General features: G+C 46.8%; 11 protein-coding genes, 6 tRNA genes, 3 rRNA genes and 1 pseudogene. 7 read left to right on the plus strand and 14 right to left on the minus strand.

Annotated elements, in window-relative coordinates; all coding sequences use genetic code 11:
* The 12 genes and pseudogenes from M2125_RS10735 to M2125_RS10790 form a co-directional block, all read right to left on the minus strand.
* A pseudogene (locus M2125_RS10735) lies at positions 1 to 80 on the minus strand (GTP-binding protein); the annotation flags it as partial.
* Positions 81 to 156: 76 nt separating this feature from the next.
* A tRNA-Thr gene (locus M2125_RS10740) sits at positions 157 to 231 on the minus strand.
* Between the two features lie 20 nt (positions 232 to 251).
* Positions 252 to 325: transfer RNA gene (locus M2125_RS10745), tRNA-Gly, on the minus strand.
* 5 nt (positions 326 to 330) lie between these two features.
* Positions 331 to 415, minus strand: a tRNA-Tyr gene (locus M2125_RS10750).
* A 113-nt stretch (positions 416 to 528) separates the two neighbouring features.
* Positions 529 to 642 (minus strand): 5S ribosomal RNA (rrf, locus tag M2125_RS10755).
* A gap of 105 nt (positions 643 to 747) precedes the next feature.
* Positions 748 to 3,621 (minus strand): 23S ribosomal RNA (locus M2125_RS10760).
* Between the two features lie 269 nt (positions 3,622 to 3,890).
* Positions 3,891 to 3,966, minus strand: a tRNA-Ala gene (locus M2125_RS10765).
* Positions 3,967 to 3,995: 29 nt separating this feature from the next.
* Positions 3,996 to 4,072 (minus strand) — tRNA-Ile (locus M2125_RS10770).
* A gap of 59 nt (positions 4,073 to 4,131) precedes the next feature.
* Positions 4,132 to 5,664 (minus strand): 16S ribosomal RNA (locus M2125_RS10775).
* Together the 16S, 23S and 5S rRNA genes with 5 tRNA genes alongside form the textbook arrangement of a ribosomal RNA operon.
* A gap of 833 nt (positions 5,665 to 6,497) precedes the next feature.
* Positions 6,498 to 6,848, minus strand: coding sequence for a c-type cytochrome (locus tag M2125_RS10780; protein WP_280742966.1), 351 nt, complete (start codon positions 6,846 to 6,848; stop codon positions 6,498 to 6,500).
* 6 nt (positions 6,849 to 6,854) lie between these two features.
* Positions 6,855 to 7,505, minus strand: a complete 651-nt coding sequence (locus M2125_RS10785; protein WP_076024533.1) for a BON domain-containing protein — start codon at positions 7,503 to 7,505, stop codon at positions 6,855 to 6,857.
* A gap of 33 nt (positions 7,506 to 7,538) precedes the next feature.
* Positions 7,539 to 8,141 (minus strand): phosphoheptose isomerase, encoded by a 603-nt coding sequence (locus M2125_RS10790; protein WP_076024532.1) that lies wholly within the window; start codon positions 8,139 to 8,141, stop codon positions 7,539 to 7,541.
* 109 nt (positions 8,142 to 8,250) lie between these two features.
* Between M2125_RS10790 and rsmI the strand changes: the two genes are divergently transcribed.
* A complete protein-coding gene (gene rsmI / locus M2125_RS10795) occupies positions 8,251 to 9,156 on the plus strand; it encodes a 16S rRNA (cytidine(1402)-2'-O)-methyltransferase (RefSeq protein ID WP_076024531.1) in 906 nt (301 codons plus the stop codon).
* A 43-nt stretch (positions 9,157 to 9,199) separates the two neighbouring features.
* On the opposite strand, the gene M2125_RS10800 is transcribed toward rsmI, so the two are convergent.
* Positions 9,200 to 9,700, minus strand: a complete 501-nt coding sequence (locus tag M2125_RS10800) for a c-type cytochrome (protein WP_076024530.1) — start codon at positions 9,698 to 9,700, stop codon at positions 9,200 to 9,202.
* Positions 9,701 to 9,804: 104 nt separating this feature from the next.
* Here M2125_RS10800 and M2125_RS10805 point away from each other — a divergent pair.
* Positions 9,805 to 9,880: transfer RNA gene (locus M2125_RS10805), tRNA-Arg, on the plus strand.
* A gap of 245 nt (positions 9,881 to 10,125) precedes the next feature.
* On the opposite strand, the gene M2125_RS10810 is transcribed toward M2125_RS10805, so the two are convergent.
* Entirely contained in the window at positions 10,126 to 10,338 is a 213-nt protein-coding gene (locus tag M2125_RS10810; protein ID WP_280742967.1) for a helix-turn-helix domain-containing protein, read from the minus strand.
* A gap of 142 nt (positions 10,339 to 10,480) precedes the next feature.
* Here M2125_RS10810 and M2125_RS10815 point away from each other — a divergent pair, with 142 nt between their 5' ends.
* From M2125_RS10815 to M2125_RS10835, 5 genes are all read left to right on the plus strand, one after another.
* Positions 10,481 to 10,717: a hypothetical protein gene (locus tag M2125_RS10815; RefSeq protein ID WP_280742968.1), complete on the plus strand. Its 237-nt coding sequence runs from the start codon at positions 10,481 to 10,483 to the stop codon at positions 10,715 to 10,717.
* Positions 10,710 to 12,299 carry an Arm DNA-binding domain-containing protein gene (locus M2125_RS10820; RefSeq protein ID WP_280742969.1) on the plus strand — a complete coding sequence of 530 codons (1,590 nt, stop codon included), beginning with the start codon at positions 10,710 to 10,712 and terminating at the stop codon, positions 12,297 to 12,299. Before M2125_RS10815 ends, M2125_RS10820 begins: the two co-directional genes overlap by 8 nt.
* Positions 12,300 to 12,460: 161 nt before the next feature.
* The gene (locus tag M2125_RS10825) at positions 12,461 to 14,098 is read left to right on the plus strand and encodes a hypothetical protein (RefSeq protein ID WP_280742970.1); all 1,638 of its coding nucleotides are present in this window, start codon (positions 12,461 to 12,463) and stop codon (positions 14,096 to 14,098) included.
* A gap of 119 nt (positions 14,099 to 14,217) precedes the next feature.
* Positions 14,218 to 14,919, plus strand: a complete 702-nt coding sequence (locus M2125_RS10830; protein WP_280742971.1) for a helix-turn-helix transcriptional regulator — start codon at positions 14,218 to 14,220, stop codon at positions 14,917 to 14,919.
* Positions 14,916 to 15,473: DUF6036 family nucleotidyltransferase (locus M2125_RS10835; RefSeq protein ID WP_280742972.1), on the plus strand; the 558-nt coding region annotated here is incomplete at its 3' end. The genes M2125_RS10830 and M2125_RS10835, both read left to right, overlap by 4 nt.

Raw genomic sequence — 15,473 nt, forward strand, 5'->3', positions numbered from 1 at the left:
GTGGTTTTACCGTGGTCAACGTGACCAATAGTGCCAACGTTTACGTGCGGTTTTGTCCGCTCAAACTTTTCTTTTGCCATTTTTTTGTCTGCCTTTAGTTAACTCTAAAAACCAATCCAGTTACGAATGAACTACACATTTTAAATACATCAACCTTGGTGCCCATGGGCAGGATCGAACTGCCGACCTCTCCCTTACCAAGGGAGTGCTCTACCACTGAGCCACATGGGCCAATCATTTACTACAAATTCTGGAGCGGGATAAGAGAATCGAACTCTTGACCGAAGATTGGAAATCTGCTGTTTTACCATTAAACTAATCCCGCACATCTGGTGGAGGGGGTAGGATTCGAACCTACGTAGGCATAGCCAACAGATTTACAGTCTGCCTCCTTTAGCCACTCGGACACCCCTCCGTCAACCCAATATTCTGACTCCAAATGGAGTTTCTGTCAATCTCTAAAGCCCTTAAATACGCTTCGCACAAGTAAAAACGCCCAGACCTTTTGGGTCTGGGCGTCACGTTGGTGCCCGGCAGTTACCTACTTTCACACGGGTAATCCGCACTATCATCGGCGTAAAGTCGTTTCACTGTCCTGTTCGGGATGGGAAGGAGTGGTTCCAACTTGCTATGGTCACCGGGCGTAGAGGGTTGAGTTGCTGATAAATCAACAACTCGATTTGAGTAAGCATGTAATAAGGATGCAGATTAAATCTGGCAAACATCCAACACAATAGTGCTGGTTATAGGATCAAGCCTAACGGGCAATTAGTATCGGTTAGCTCAACGCATTACTGCGCTTACACACCCGACCTATCAACGTTGTGGTCTTCAACGACCCTTTATGTAGGTTTAACCTACGGGAGATCTCATCTTCAGGCAAGTTTCCCGCTTAGATGCTTTCAGCGGTTATCTCTTCCGTACATAGCTACCCTGCGATGCTTCTGGCGAAACAACAGGTACACCAGCGGTACGTCCACTCCGGTCCTCTCGTACTAGGAGCAGCCCCCGTCAAATCTCCAACGCCCATGGCAGATAGGGACCAAACTGTCTCACGACGTTTTAAACCCAGCTCACGTACCTCTTTAAATGGCGAACAGCCATACCCTTGGGACCGGCTACAGCCCCAGGATGAGATGAGCCGACATCGAGGTGCCAAACACCGCCGTCGATATGAACTCTTGGGCGGTATCAGCCTGTTATCCCCAGAGTACCTTTTATCCGTTGAGCGATGGCCCTTCCATACAGAACCACCGGATCACTATGACCTGCTTTCGCACCTGCTCGACTTGTCGGTCTCGCAGTTAAGCACGCTTTTGCCATTGCACTTTAGGTACGATGTCCGACCGTACCAAGCGTACCTTCGTACTCCTCCGTTACACTTTGGGAGGAGACCGCCCCAGTCAAACTGCCTACCATGCACTGTTCCCGACCCAGATAATGGGCCAAGGTTAGAATCTCAAACAAACCAGGGTGGTATTTCAAGGTTGGCTCCAGCGGAACTAGCATCCCGCTTTCAACGCCTCCCACCTATCCTACACAGACCGGTTCAAAATTCAATGCAAAGCTACAGTAAAGGTTCATGGGGTCTTTCCGTCTAGCCACGGGTAGATTGCATCATCACAAACATTTCAACTTCGCTGAGTCTCAGGAGGAGACAGTGTGGCCATCGTTACTCCATTCGTGCAGGTCGGAACTTACCCGACAAGGAATTTCGCTACCTTAGGACCGTTATAGTTACGGCCGCCGTTTACTGGGACTTCAATCAAGAGCTTGCACCCCATCATTTAATCTTCCAGCACCGGGCAGGAGTCACACCCTATACGTCCACTTTCGTGTTTGCAGAGTGCTGTGTTTTTATTAAACAGTCGCAGCCACCTTTTTATTGCAACCCTTTCGCCCTCCCGTTGTTCACGGTCAAGCTACAAGGGCGCACCTTATCCCGAAGTTACGGTGCAAATTTGCCGAGTTCCTTCTCCTGAGTTCTCTCAAGCGCCTTAGAATACTCATCTCGCCCACCTGTGTCGGTTTGCGGTACGGTCTTGTTAGACTGAAGCTTAGAGGCTTTTCTTGGAACCACTTCCAATTGCTTCGCGAATAAATTCGCTCGTCTCACGCCCTTGAATTACGCTACCGGATTTACCTAATAGCCATCTCCAACGCAAGAACCGGGACTTCCAACACCCGGACAACTTTCCGCGATCCGTCCCCCCATCGCATCTAACAATGGTCAAGGAATATTAACCTTGTTCCCATCAGCTACGCATCTCTGCCTCGCCTTAGGGGCCGACTCACCCTGTTCCGATGAACGTTGAACAGGAAACCTTGGGCTTACGGCGAGGGGGCTTTTCACCCCCTTTATCGCTACTCATGTCAGCATTCGCACTTCTGATACCTCCAGCATCCTTTACAAGACACCTTCACAGGCTTACAGAACGCTCTCCTACCATCACATTGCTGTGATCCGCAGCTTCGGTTATATGCTTAGCCCCGTTACATCTTCCGCGCAGGACGACTCGATCAGTGAGCTATTACGCTTTCTTTAAAGGATGGCTGCTTCTAAGCCAACCTCCTGACTGTTTTAGCCTTCCCACTTCGTTTCCCACTTAGCATATATTAGGGACCTTAGCTGGCGGTCTGGGTTGTTTCCCTCTTGACACCGGACGTTAGCACCCGATGTCTGTCTCCCGTGCTTGCACTCGTAGGTATTCGGAGTTTGCTATGGCGCAGTAATCCGCAATGGACCCCACTACCATGACAGTGCTCTACCCCCTACGGTGATACACGAGGCACTACCTAAATAGTTTTCGGAGAGAACCAGCTATTTCCAGTTTTGTTTAGCCTTTCACCCCTATCCACAGCTCATCCCCTAACTTTTCAACGTTAGTGGGTTCGGTCCTCCAGTACGTGTTACCGCACCTTCAACCTGGCCATGGATAGATCAACTGGTTTCGGGTCTACACCCAGCAACTAACGCCCTATTCGGACTCGCTTTCGCTACGCCTTCCCTATTCGGTTAAGCTTGCTACTGAATGTAAGTCGCTGACCCATTATACAAAAGGTACGCAGTCACCCCTTACGAGGCTCCTACTGTTTGTATGCACACAATTTCAGGATCTATTTCACTCCCCTCCCGGGGTTCTTTTCGCCTTTCCCTCACGGTACTTGTTCACTATCGGTCGATTACGAGTATTTAGCCTTGGAGGATGGTCCCCCCATATTCAGACAGGATTTCACGTGTCCCGCCCTACTTGTCTCTAGCCTAGTACCACCCAATAATTTTCACATACGGGACTATCACCCTTTATTGTTGGACTTTCCATTCCATTCTGTTAATTACTGAGCTATCACTAGAAGGCTCTTCCCATTTCGCTCGCCACTACTTTGGGAATCTCGGTTGATGTCTTTTCCTCTTGCTACTTAGATGTTTCAGTTCACAAGGTTCGCTTCTCATACCCTATGTATTCAGGTATGGATACCACAAAAGTGGTGGGTTTCCCCATTCAGAAATCCCCGGATCAAAGCTTATTTACCAGCTCCCCGGGGCTTATCGCAGGTTATAACGTCTTTCGTCGCCTGTAATCGCCAAGGCATCCATCATGTGCACTTATTCACTTGATCCTATAACGAGCACCATTGCTAGTAACCGTTACAGGTTTTACTTCTACTTCTGACATGTTTGCCGTAATCCAAACTGTAAGTACTTGTTAAGAACTTTGTAAAAACTCGTTTGATATTACTGATTGATGATTCAATCTTTACCCTTATTACATTGTCTAATGTCCTCTCAAAGAAACATTAGACACTTTGCTTACTCAAATTTTTAAAGAACAGCCATAAATGGCAAAACTAAACGATTAAATGTTCGCTTAGTTTTGACATTTAGATGTTGGTGGAGGATGACGGGATCGAACCGACGACCCCCTGCTTGCAAAGCAGGTGCTCTCCCAGCTGAGCTAATCCCCCAACGTCCACTTAGTCCATATCACTGCTGATGGTGGGTCTGGTAGGACTTGAACCTACGACCCCTGCGTTATCAACACAGTGCTCTAACCAGCTGAGCTACAGACCCGTGGCTTTTATTGTCAACCGATAAGTGTGGGCACTATAGCTCCAGCATCTTTTCTCTAGAAAGGAGGTGATCCAGCCGCACCTTCCGATACGGCTACCTTGTTACGACTTTACCCCAGTCATGAACCCTGCCGTGGCAGTCGCCCTCCTTGCGGTTAGGCTAACTGCTTCTGGCAAAACCCACTCCCATGGTATGACGGGCGGTGTGTACAAGACCCGGGAACGTATTCACCGCGACATTCTGATCCGCGATTACTAGCGATTCCAGCTTCACGTAGTCGAGTTGCAGACTACGATCCGGACTACGATGCATTTTCTGAGATTAGCTCCCCCTCGCGGGTTGGCAACCCTCTGTATGCACCATTGTATGACGTGTGAAGCCCTACCCATAAGGGCCATGAGGACTTGACGTCATCCCCACCTTCCTCCGGTTTGTCACCGGCAGTCTCTTTAGAGTGCTCTTGCGTAGCAACTAAAGACAAGGGTTGCGCTCGTTGCGGGACTTAACCCAACATCTCACGACACGAGCTGACGACAGCCATGCAGCACCTGTGTTCACTTTCTCTTACGAGCACCTAATGTATCTCTACTTCGTTAGTGACATGTCAAGGGTAGGTAAGGTTTTTCGCGTTGCATCGAATTAATCCACATCATCCACCGCTTGTGCGGGTCCCCGTCAATTCCTTTGAGTTTTAATCTTGCGACCGTACTCCCCAGGCGGCTGACTTCACGCGTTAGCTACGTTACTCAGGATGTAAATCCCGAACAACTAGTCAGCATCGTTTAGGGCGTGGACTACCAGGGTATCTAATCCTGTTTGCTCCCCACGCTTTCGTGCATGAGCGTCAGTGTTATCCCAGGGGGCTGCCTTCGCCATTGGTATTCCTCCACATATCTACGCATTTCACTGCTACACGTGGAATTCTACCCCCCTCTGACACACTCTAGCTATACAGTCACAGGCGCCATTCCCAGGTTAAGCCCGGGGATTTCACGCCTGTCTTGTATAACCGCCTGCGCACGCTTTACGCCCAGTAATTCCGATTAACGCTCGCACCCTACGTATTACCGCGGCTGCTGGCACGTAGTTAGCCGGTGCTTATTCTTCAGGTACCGTCATTCCCGGACTGTGTTAGAGCCGGTGTTTCTTCCCTGACAAAAGAGCTTTACAACCCGAAGGCCTTCTTCACTCACGCGGCATTGCTGGATCAGGGTTTCCCCCATTGTCCAAAATTCCCCACTGCTGCCTCCCGTAGGAGTCTGGGCCGTGTCTCAGTCCCAGTGTGGCTGATCGTCCTCTCAGACCAGCTACTGATCGTCGCCTTGGTGGGCTTTTACCCCACCAACAAGCTAATCAGGCATCGGCCGCTCTAATCGCGCGAGGTCTTTCGATCCCCCGCTTTCCCCCTCAGGGCGTATGCGGTATTAGCACAGCTTTCGCTGCGTTATCCCCCACGATAAGGTACGTTCCGATGTATTACTCACCCGTTCGCCACTCGCCACCAGGTGCAAGCACCCGTGCTGCCGTTCGACTTGCATGTGTAAGGCATGCCGCCAGCGTTCAATCTGAGCCAGGATCAAACTCTTCAGTTCAATTCCTGTGATCCTTGCGGATCGTCGCACTCATTCAAGAAATTGACTTGGTAATAAAACCAAATCTTTTTACTGTCTATGAGTACTATTTATTTACATCTGTCCCGAAGGACTGGATGCTTTTGCCTAGTACCCACAATTATCGGTTGACTAATTTTTAAAGAGGGCTGACTTGCGTTTCGTATTTCGTTAAAACGTTGCAGCAGAGAGATGAGACTTTATACCCGTTTTTCACAGTCGTCAACACCTTTCGTCGTCTATTTCATAAAAAAAGCGAAGATTTTTCTTAATTCTTAAATAAATCCTTTTAAAACAATGAGATATAAATTGAAAATATTTTAAAAAAAATTCAAAATATTTCCATTTTTAGAGGATTTTTCACACTAGGCCAGAAAAAAATCACTCTTTTTTAGGTGTTTTTTGTAGTTTTGATTGTTTTTTCTCAATATGTTGAGGGTAAATCTACTAATTTTTGGTACGTCACTCTCCGAAAGGTGGGGAAACAGGCTGGAAGCCATACAGCACCTGGGTTTCCGGTCCATCTGTATCGCTACAGTTTCTTCTCACCCCCTCTAGCAAACAGCCTAAGACCCCTTATTTATCTGGGCTAGCGGCCTAAAAGAACCATGGTGATGTTGCCCCAGAAATCCTATATTTCGTCGTCGATCTGACTATTTAGCTTGGCGACACTAGTTTTGGGGCAATGGAAAACTCTAATTAAGAGCCCAATCCAAGAAGCATGCGTTTTTAGCGGGTACGCCTGCCACCAAGCAAGGGGGCGATAACAATTCATGGCTTACCAACTGATAAGAGGATATCCCTCTACCGATAGCTCAATTGAGACTAGGAGCCCCATGCAAGATCCACTGTGTAAGCAAAGTTAAGTCTGAGTCGCTCAATTTACTATTGGCAGGCATCGGAACCACACCCCAAGAACCCACCCCACCATTGCGTATTTTATTTTTCAAAAAAGCAATTGCCTGCGGATTGTTTCTATACCTAAGAGCAACGTCTTGATAGCTTGGCCCCACTATTTTTTTAGACACTGCATGACAACCCAAACATGCATTTTTTTTAGCAATATCAAGTGCCATTTCAGTATCGTTGCTAGCGTGTGCTGAAGCGATAGATAAAAAGGCAGCTAGCGCGCAGACGCTTTTTTTTGCGATTGGCCAAGCGCCCATTGCTTTTTATTTGTTTACTGGCGGGCTGCTAGGCTGGGTATCGTCAGCCTTACCTTGCTTTTCTAGACGATTTTTTTCTGCGTCGGAAATAATGTCAAAGTAAGCAAAAACTTCTTTTACTCCATTTGTATTGCTCGCTACCTTCTTAGCTAAGGCAGCTTCATTCTGCGTCAATATTCCCATTAAATAAACATTTCCGCCCTCTGCAACAATTGCCATTGAGTTCGATGGCAATTGATCAGTAAAAATCATTTGGGTTTTAATTTTTGACTCAAGATAAGAGTCGCTCGCACGAGCGGTATAACTACTAATCGGCCCAACCACTAATTCATTAAATGAACTACGAGCATTCTTCATGCTCTTCACATAATCCCCGGCTTCATTTTTGATGCCATCGTCTTGCACCTCACCAGTCAGCAATACCTTTTGATTAAAGGAGGTGACATTAATATTTGCTTTGTCTCCAAAGCGCTTGTCCAATGCGTTCTCTGCCTGGAGCTCAATCCCTTTGTCAATTGCTTGCACGGCTGGCGTCCGACGATCTGCCATGATAGTAGCACCCGCTGTAACGCCGCCGACCGCAACAACAGCACATGCAGATAGCAGCGAGATGCATGAAGAGGCAATAACAAATTTAGTGATCGACTTGATGAACATGGGGATGCTTTCTATTAACGGGTCAATAATGTATTAGTCAAACATCAGGTGATCTACACCATCACATAAACCATGCAGCAGCACTAGATGGGTTTCTTGAATACGCGCAGTTCGACTAGAGGGAACACAAAGATGAATATCATCCTGATCGAGCAAGCTTGCAATTTTGCCACCACCATTTCCAGTGAAGGCGATCACCTTAATGCCCATTTTTTTAGCTGCCTCTATTGCCTTAATTACATTTTTAGAATTTCCTGATGTTGAAATCCCCAATAGGATGTCGCCTTCTTTTCCAAGCCCGCGCACTTGTTTGCTAAAAATTTCATCGTAGCTGTAATCATTTCCTACAGCAGTAAGAATCGATGAGTCTGTTGTCAAAGCAATAGCCGCCAGCTCTTGTCGCTCACGCTCAAATCGCCCAATTAATTCAGCCGCAAAATGTTGAGCATCTGCCGCTGATCCACCATTACCGCAAGCCATCACCTTCCCGCCGGATTGCAAACACTGTGCCATAGCCATTACGCCACGTGCAACAAGTTCAGGTAGTGTTTTCTCCGCCTCTTGCTTGACGGCAATGCTATCCAAGAAGTGTTGGGATGCGCGGATGCGCAAGCGTTCAATAGTTTCTTTATTCATAACAATATTATGCGCCAAAGTAGGGCGGTTTTACTTCTTATGCGTCTGCCTACAAAAAGCCACGTATGCTCTTATTAATTCGATCAATTAACACGCAAAGACGCACTATATGGAACTGAGCACTTTTGACTTTCTCAAGCAACAAGATCTCCCAGCGGGAGCGCTCTATATGGTTGCAACTCCCATTGGAAATTTAGGCGACATTACATTACGCGCCCTTCATGTCCTCAATGCAGTCGATGGCATTGCCTGTGAAGACACGCGTCATAGCGCCGCCTTATTGCAGCAATTTGGCATCCATAAAAAATGCATGGCACTTCACGAACACAATGAAGTGGAGGGAGCGCAAGCAGTTATTCAAAGCCTCAGAAACAATGAACGTTGGGCCTATATTTCTGATGCCGGCACGCCAGGCGTTTCTGATCCAGGCGCTAGATTAGTCAATGAAGTTCAAAAAGCCGGTTTTCGTGTCATTCCTATTCCAGGGGCTAGTGCGGTTTCTTCAGCAATTTCTGTTGGAGGCTCGGTGTTGTTGGGCTCTGAAGGGCGCTTTCAGTTTTTGGGCTTCTGGCCCAACAAGGCCAAAGATCGCGATGCGCTGCTTCACGAACTCAATGCCAGCACCAAAACAAGTATTTTCTTTGAATCGCCACACCACATTCGCGATACGCTGGCTGTGCTGGCAACAGCACTCCCATCTGATCGTCAAATCGTAGTCGGCAGGGAGCTCACCAAAAAATTTGAGCAAGTAGTTGCACTCAGTATTGGGGACATACCAAAATGGCTTGAGGATGCAGAAAGCCTCAAAGGTGAATTCGTACTTTTAATAGCAGGGCGCAAAGCAAATGATGGAGAGACTGCAGATCACGCCTCTTTACTGCTTTGGGCCAATGCCCTAAGTCCGTATTTGGGCAGCAAAGAGATTGCCGCGGTTCTCTCGCAAACCTTAGGGATATCTAAAAAAGAGGCCTATCAAGTTGCTTTAGATGCAAAGCCTCCTAGTGAGGAGCAATAAAAAAGCTGGCATATAGCCAGCCTTCTTATTGTGAATTGAAATACTATTTAGCAGCAGGGGCTGCTGGAGCCTTAGGCTCAGGGAACTTACCGCCTGCAGCAGTAGTCATATAAACCACTGCGCGCCCCAATTCGTAATCGCTCACATCATCTGGGCTTGAGCCGCCACGAGCTGGCATTGCATTTTTACCCTTGAGAACGGAAGTCATTAAAGCATCGTAGCCTTTAGCAATGCGTGGCGCCCAAGCGGCTGTATCGCCAAACTTAGGAGCCCCAGCAGCGCCAGTAGCATGGCAGGAAGAGCATACGGTTTTATATACCTCTTCACCGGTCTTCATTTCACGAGGCGCACTTGCATCATGAAAATTGAGCTGAGCCACGGGCTTAATCAGCTGGTCAGTTGATGGGCTTGAATCGGTCCGCTTGCCATTGTTAACAAAAACCATTAACAACAAAATAATGATCAATGGTACAAAAAAGCTGGCAAATACCATGATGATCAATTGTTTAGGGGACTTAATTAGTGTTCCGTGCTCGTTGCTCATAGGACTTTTATCGTTTGACGGTTTATAGGGTTACTTTGCGAAGATTATAACTAGTGCTTTAACTATAGGCACTTACAATAGCGAGGTAATCTTATTTATCGCCGGCGCCCGTAGCTCAGTGGATAGAGTATTGGCCTCCGAAGCCAAGGGTCGCAGGTTCGATTCCTGCCGGGCGCGCCAAGATTTTGGGCACATAGAACTCAAAAAACTGCATTGGGGGTCTATTTTTCGGCTTTCAATACTTTTGATATCTCCTCTTTTATAAATCAGGCAATACTCAAAGGGCTTTTGTGCCCAAACCGTGCCCATTTTGTGCCTGCTCTGCGCCCACATTTTTTGCTCGGTGCTGATTTTGAGTATTAGCCTCAAATAGACACATTTCTTGTGCCAATGGTTAAATTTTTGAACCTATAGCCAGATGACTATTAATTTTGGGCATCCGGAATGTACTCAAATAGCTCTTCAATTTTGCAATCGAAGAATTTACACAGCTTGCTAATTGCATCCAAATCGACCCTTGCAGCAGTTTCATCGTAAAGAAGGGTAATGGTATTTCTATGCAAGCCCGTTTCACGAGCGACATCTACCAGCTTGAGTTTTCTTTCACCCATAAGGGTAGATAAATGGCATTTTATCATTCTAAATAGCTTTTTTTAATATTAAATGTAAAAAGTGCTTGCTAAATGTCATTTACTCATGCATAATGTCATTCAGGATGGCAAAAGTTAATTAAGAATTACTTTTCGCCACTTTGATTGATTTTACTACATGGAGTTAACAATGGCACAGACCTATCTCACCACCGAAGAGCTTTCAGCTCGCATCAAATATGACCCCCGCACGATTCGGGATCAACTCAAAGATTCCGTCTTATTGGAGGGGCGTCATTATTTCCGCCCTTTTGGCGGAAGAAAGATTCTCTATATCTGGGAGGTTATTGAGGATGACATGACTAAGGCGATCTCTTCGACCTTAAATCAAATCCCAATGGCAAGAGGGGGTGTTGCCCATGTCTAACATTCGCGTCAGAAAAGAAACTGGGCGCCTCTTTCTCGATTTTCGGGTTTTCGGCGTGCGTTGTAGAGAGCAAACCGAGCTAGCCGACACAAAAGCAAATCGTAAGTTATTGGCCAAGCTAGATGAAAACATCAAAGCAGCTGTAGCCAATGGCTCTTACCGCCATGAGCACTTCTTTCCGATGAGTAAACGCATTTCAGAGGTGGAAGGGGCGCGTCTCGCGATGACCGCCCCTGCTCATAAGGTCCCAACCAGGCCGGCTTTGACTACTTCAGAAATGTATTCTGATTTCGCGCCCCTATCTCTAAAGTCAACACCCCTCTTCTCTGAATTTGCCAACCAGTGGTACTCAGAGATGGAAGTAGGGTGGAAGCGTTCGCATAGAACGACTACCCGCGGTGTTCTAGATAACTCCCTGATTCCTCAGTTTGGCCCTAGACCTGTAAACGAAATTAAAAAGGGCGACATTCTGGCTTTTCGCTCCTCTTTGGCGAAGTTACCCGGAATTAAGAATAAAGAGAGCCTTTCGGCTTCTCGCGTCAACCACATCATGACCCCGCTGCGGATGATATTGACAGAGGCTGCCGACCGATATGAATTTGCCCCGGCCTTTATCAATATCAAACCCCTTAGAGTGGGCAAGACAGATGTTCAGCCATTCACAATGCAAGAAGTCCAAGACATTCTTCGCACAGTTCGAGCTGACTTTCGCAATTACTACATCGTTCGCTTTTTTACGGGAACCCGTACTGGTGAGATCGATGGCCTCAAATGGCAGTACGTTGATTTTGAACGTCGCACGATTTCCATCAAAGAGACGATTGTGAATGACTATGAGGAAACTCCCAAAACTGGAGAATCTGAGCGTGACATCCAAATGTCCCAAATGGTCTTTGATGCACTTTTGGCTCAACATAAAGTGACCGGGCAGGGCGTGTATGTTTTTGCAACCAGTGCGGGAACACCGATTTCTCATCGCAACATTTCTAAGCGAGTTTGGTATCCACTCTTAAGATTATTGGGCCTCAAAAAGCGAGTGCCATATCAAACTCGCCATACCTATGCCACCCTCATGTTGGCTTCTGGAGAAGCACCCGAATGGATTGCTCGCCAGATGGGACACACCACTACGGAGATGCTCTTTCGGGTCTACTCCCGATTCATTCCTAACTTGACCCGTCAGGACGGAAGCGCCTTTGAAAGACTCATGGCGGCGCAGATGCAAGACCAGCCACACCCCATTATTGACCCCCAATTAGCCAATGAAGTAAGCGCCCACTCAGGTATTAATCCTAACAGCATTGGAGTGAATCATTTACCGAAAACTCAGAGTCGAGCACCTAAGGCAACTGAACAAACGCCACAATTGCCCGAGCCTCAGGCAATAAACCAACCCAAGCTGCCTCCTTTTTCCCCTCCAAATTTGCCAAATCAGCTGCCCGACACTCAGGTAAATCCAAGTGCCGATGCTGCGCTTATCGCTAATCCTTGGTTAGAAATTGCCAAACATTCTGGTCTTTCTGTGCCCCCTAAAGCCGACCCAATCCCATCCTCAGATCACCCAAAGGGAGGCCTTTTATGAGGCTCGCCAAACTCCTTACTTCAACCCATCACCAACCACTTGAGAAAACTATGACACCTAAATACAAGCTTTATGGCAATGCAACTGATGACTTTTTATTTGAACTAGTTTGCAATTACGACCCCTCAAACTTGAGCCACCTTCAAGACCTAGACTCAGTTTTGTATAACGAAATTGGGCGACGAAAAACCCTCAGAACGCGCTTAAGCGATGCCCGAGGATGGCGCAGAGGAGTAGAGAATTGGGAATCCTATAAATTACCCGACTGGCTAAATCTGTGCGAACAATTTACGTCTGCTGGAGAATTTCGCAATAGTTATGGCGCCGCTCAAAGTGCTGCACGTAACTTAGGTCTTTGGCCTGAAATAGAAAAATTAATGGTTGATTCTGGGAAATGGTCCAACCAACTTTATGGCATTGATGGTCGCAAATATGCCAGTCGCCCGGAACTCATTGTCGCCAATTGGCTTCATTACTCAAAAATTGAATACATCAGCCATCCAAAGCTAAAACTGCAAGAAACAAGCAAGCCGTACAGAGGTGATTTTCAATTGCCCAAGGTGGCAAATATTGAAGTATTTATGTTCTCCAAAGACAGGGTCAAGTGTCGAACAAACTTACCGAATTGGAGCAAAGACTACCTAAATAATCGCCAAAAAAAGGAGCTCTATTATGAAACGGAGGGGTTACCATTCATTGCGATTGAGGCTGGAATTTATCGTCAACATGGCTATAAGAGGTATTTAAGTCATATCCAGCAAGAATTTATCAACCTTGGCCTTGAGTTATGCGATCCCACAAATTTCCCAATTGAATATAGTCAACATGACCTTGGTATTAATTGGGCTTTAGATGATTTTATAAATTACGCTCAAACCAACAATATTCAATTTCTGTCGCATTTTCAGGAGAAGGCGCAAGATCTATACAACCTAATCAAAATTAAAGGCCTTCGTAAGCAAGTTAGAGTTAAGCTCGATGAACTCTATGCAAGAAGGTCTATTGCATACAAAGAAGAGCTGAGGCCTATTGAAGATGTCAGGGCGGATTGCCTTCGACTGGGAATTATCGAAAGATCTCAGTATGAACATGCGCACCAAAAAGGTCTTTTCCCAACAGATACGCCTTATTCAATATTGCAAAGCTATGGAATAACATGGTTTGAGTTTATTAACGGCAGAAAAATTGATGATTTTTGGGCTTGGGAGACTGCAAAGCAATTTGTACGCTCCTTTAGCTTCCAATCAAAAACAGAATTTGAGAAACATCCCAAGACGGGTAGCGACTGGGGCTTCATCAGAAAATCTCCATCAGCCCCAAGCGGCGGATATACGGAGTGGACTAGTTGGCCGGACTTTCTGGGCAATGTTAGTCACGAAGAGCAACAAGCCAATAAAGATAAAGTTGAATCTAATAACAAGTTCATAGCTGAATTTATTACGCTTGACACTGCAACTGCCGTAACCTATCTTAAAAAATTAGGGCTAGAAAATACGAGCAAATTAAAGGGGATGACAAGGCTTTACGCACAATTAAGAAATCGCCCGGACTGGATTCAATTGCGCGATATGCTCGCGGCACGTATTCCGAAAGTTAAAACCCCTTCAGAGGCTATAGCAATACTCATGTTTGAAAAATGCTTCTATTTTTCGGACTTTATAGCTTGGCGAGAGTCAAACCCCAACCTGCAGCGAATTCCCAAGCACCCTGATCGGCTTGGCAAGGGGGTTTTTGAGCTTGTCCGTAAAGCCGTGGGGTTGCCTGCTCATGATGCGAAGATACGGAGTTCACTTAGTTAGCATTGGATGAAAACCAGAAAGACCACTCAGCAATTGGCAGCCAATTCTTTGAATCATTTTGTGGTTATTTGATCAATATATTGACCAAATAATATATTTATGGTTAAAATAATGATCAAATGACTACTTCTGAACTTAGCCCCATCCTAGAGCGCCAGTTGCTACTGCAGCTAGGTGATCGCATTAAGCGCTTACGCAAGGCGCAGGGGCTTGGCACGGTCGAAGTGTCTGCGCGCGCAAAACTTACTCGTAATACTCTACGGTCCATTGAAGCAGGTGATCCATCTCCTTCAATCGGCGCTTACCTAAGAGTGATGTCCGTTCTGGGCGTTAGCGGAGAGTTAGCGCTTTTGGCGGGCGATACGATGCAAGTCGCTCCCGCCGGATCAGCAGGAGCAAGGTCCAGACGCATTGCCCCCAACGTACAAGTACGCGTTTTGCCAGATAGCGCCGGGCACCGACTTCAAGATCTACAAAGCCTTGCTTTGCATGAACAAGCTGTTCAGTTAGTAAAGACTGATCCTGCATTGCTACTACAAGCTCAAGGCACCCTAGAGCGTTGGCTTGCTACTGGCGACTCTCGCTTTGCCGGCCTATGGCGCGAATGGCAAACCATCTTAAATACAGGCTCTTGGCGCAAGGCGCTTGGCCGAACAAGACATGCTCAGCAACTCAGACAAACTTCACCACTGGTGACCATCCTTCCAGATGAAGTGCGCCTACGCATTTTGAAAGATGTGAGCGCACTCAAAAAAGGGGTGGTATTTGGCAGCTCTTTGACTGCCGCCCAGAATGAGCAAAACTTCAAGGAATTACCATGACACGAGAAGAGCTAGAGCACATCATTCGCGCAAGCGCTGATGTCACAAACCAATATGAATTTGTGATCATCGGCAGTCAGTCGATGCTTGGTCAAGTACCCAATCCAGAAAAAGTCTTCACAGTCTCCATGGAGGCGGACATCTATCCACGACAGGCTCCTGACTTGGCTGATGAGATTGATGGCGCAATTGGTGAAGGCTCGCAATTCCACGAGACTTATGGCTACTACGCTCAAGGCGTGGGACCGGATACCGCAATATTGCCAAAAGACTGGATGACGCGCGTCCATCGCGTGCAAAACAACAATACCAATGGTCGAGTGGGGTACTGCCTTGATGTGGTTGATCTCTTTCTTGCTAAAGCTGCGGCAGGGCGAGACAAAGATCGAGAGTTTTGTATGGCGCTACTGGAGTACGCATACCTTACGCCCACACAAGCCCTAGAGTTGGTGCCCACTATGGGCACCAAACAAGGTTTAACGGCTCTCTACGCCCGTTATTACATGGTCAGTATAAAGAAAACTGGCCGATTCTACATAAAACTACATAAAGTC

This window comes from Polynucleobacter sphagniphilus (genome assembly GCF_029892205.1).
GTDB classification, from domain to species: Bacteria; Pseudomonadota; Gammaproteobacteria; order Burkholderiales; family Burkholderiaceae; genus Polynucleobacter; species Polynucleobacter sphagniphilus.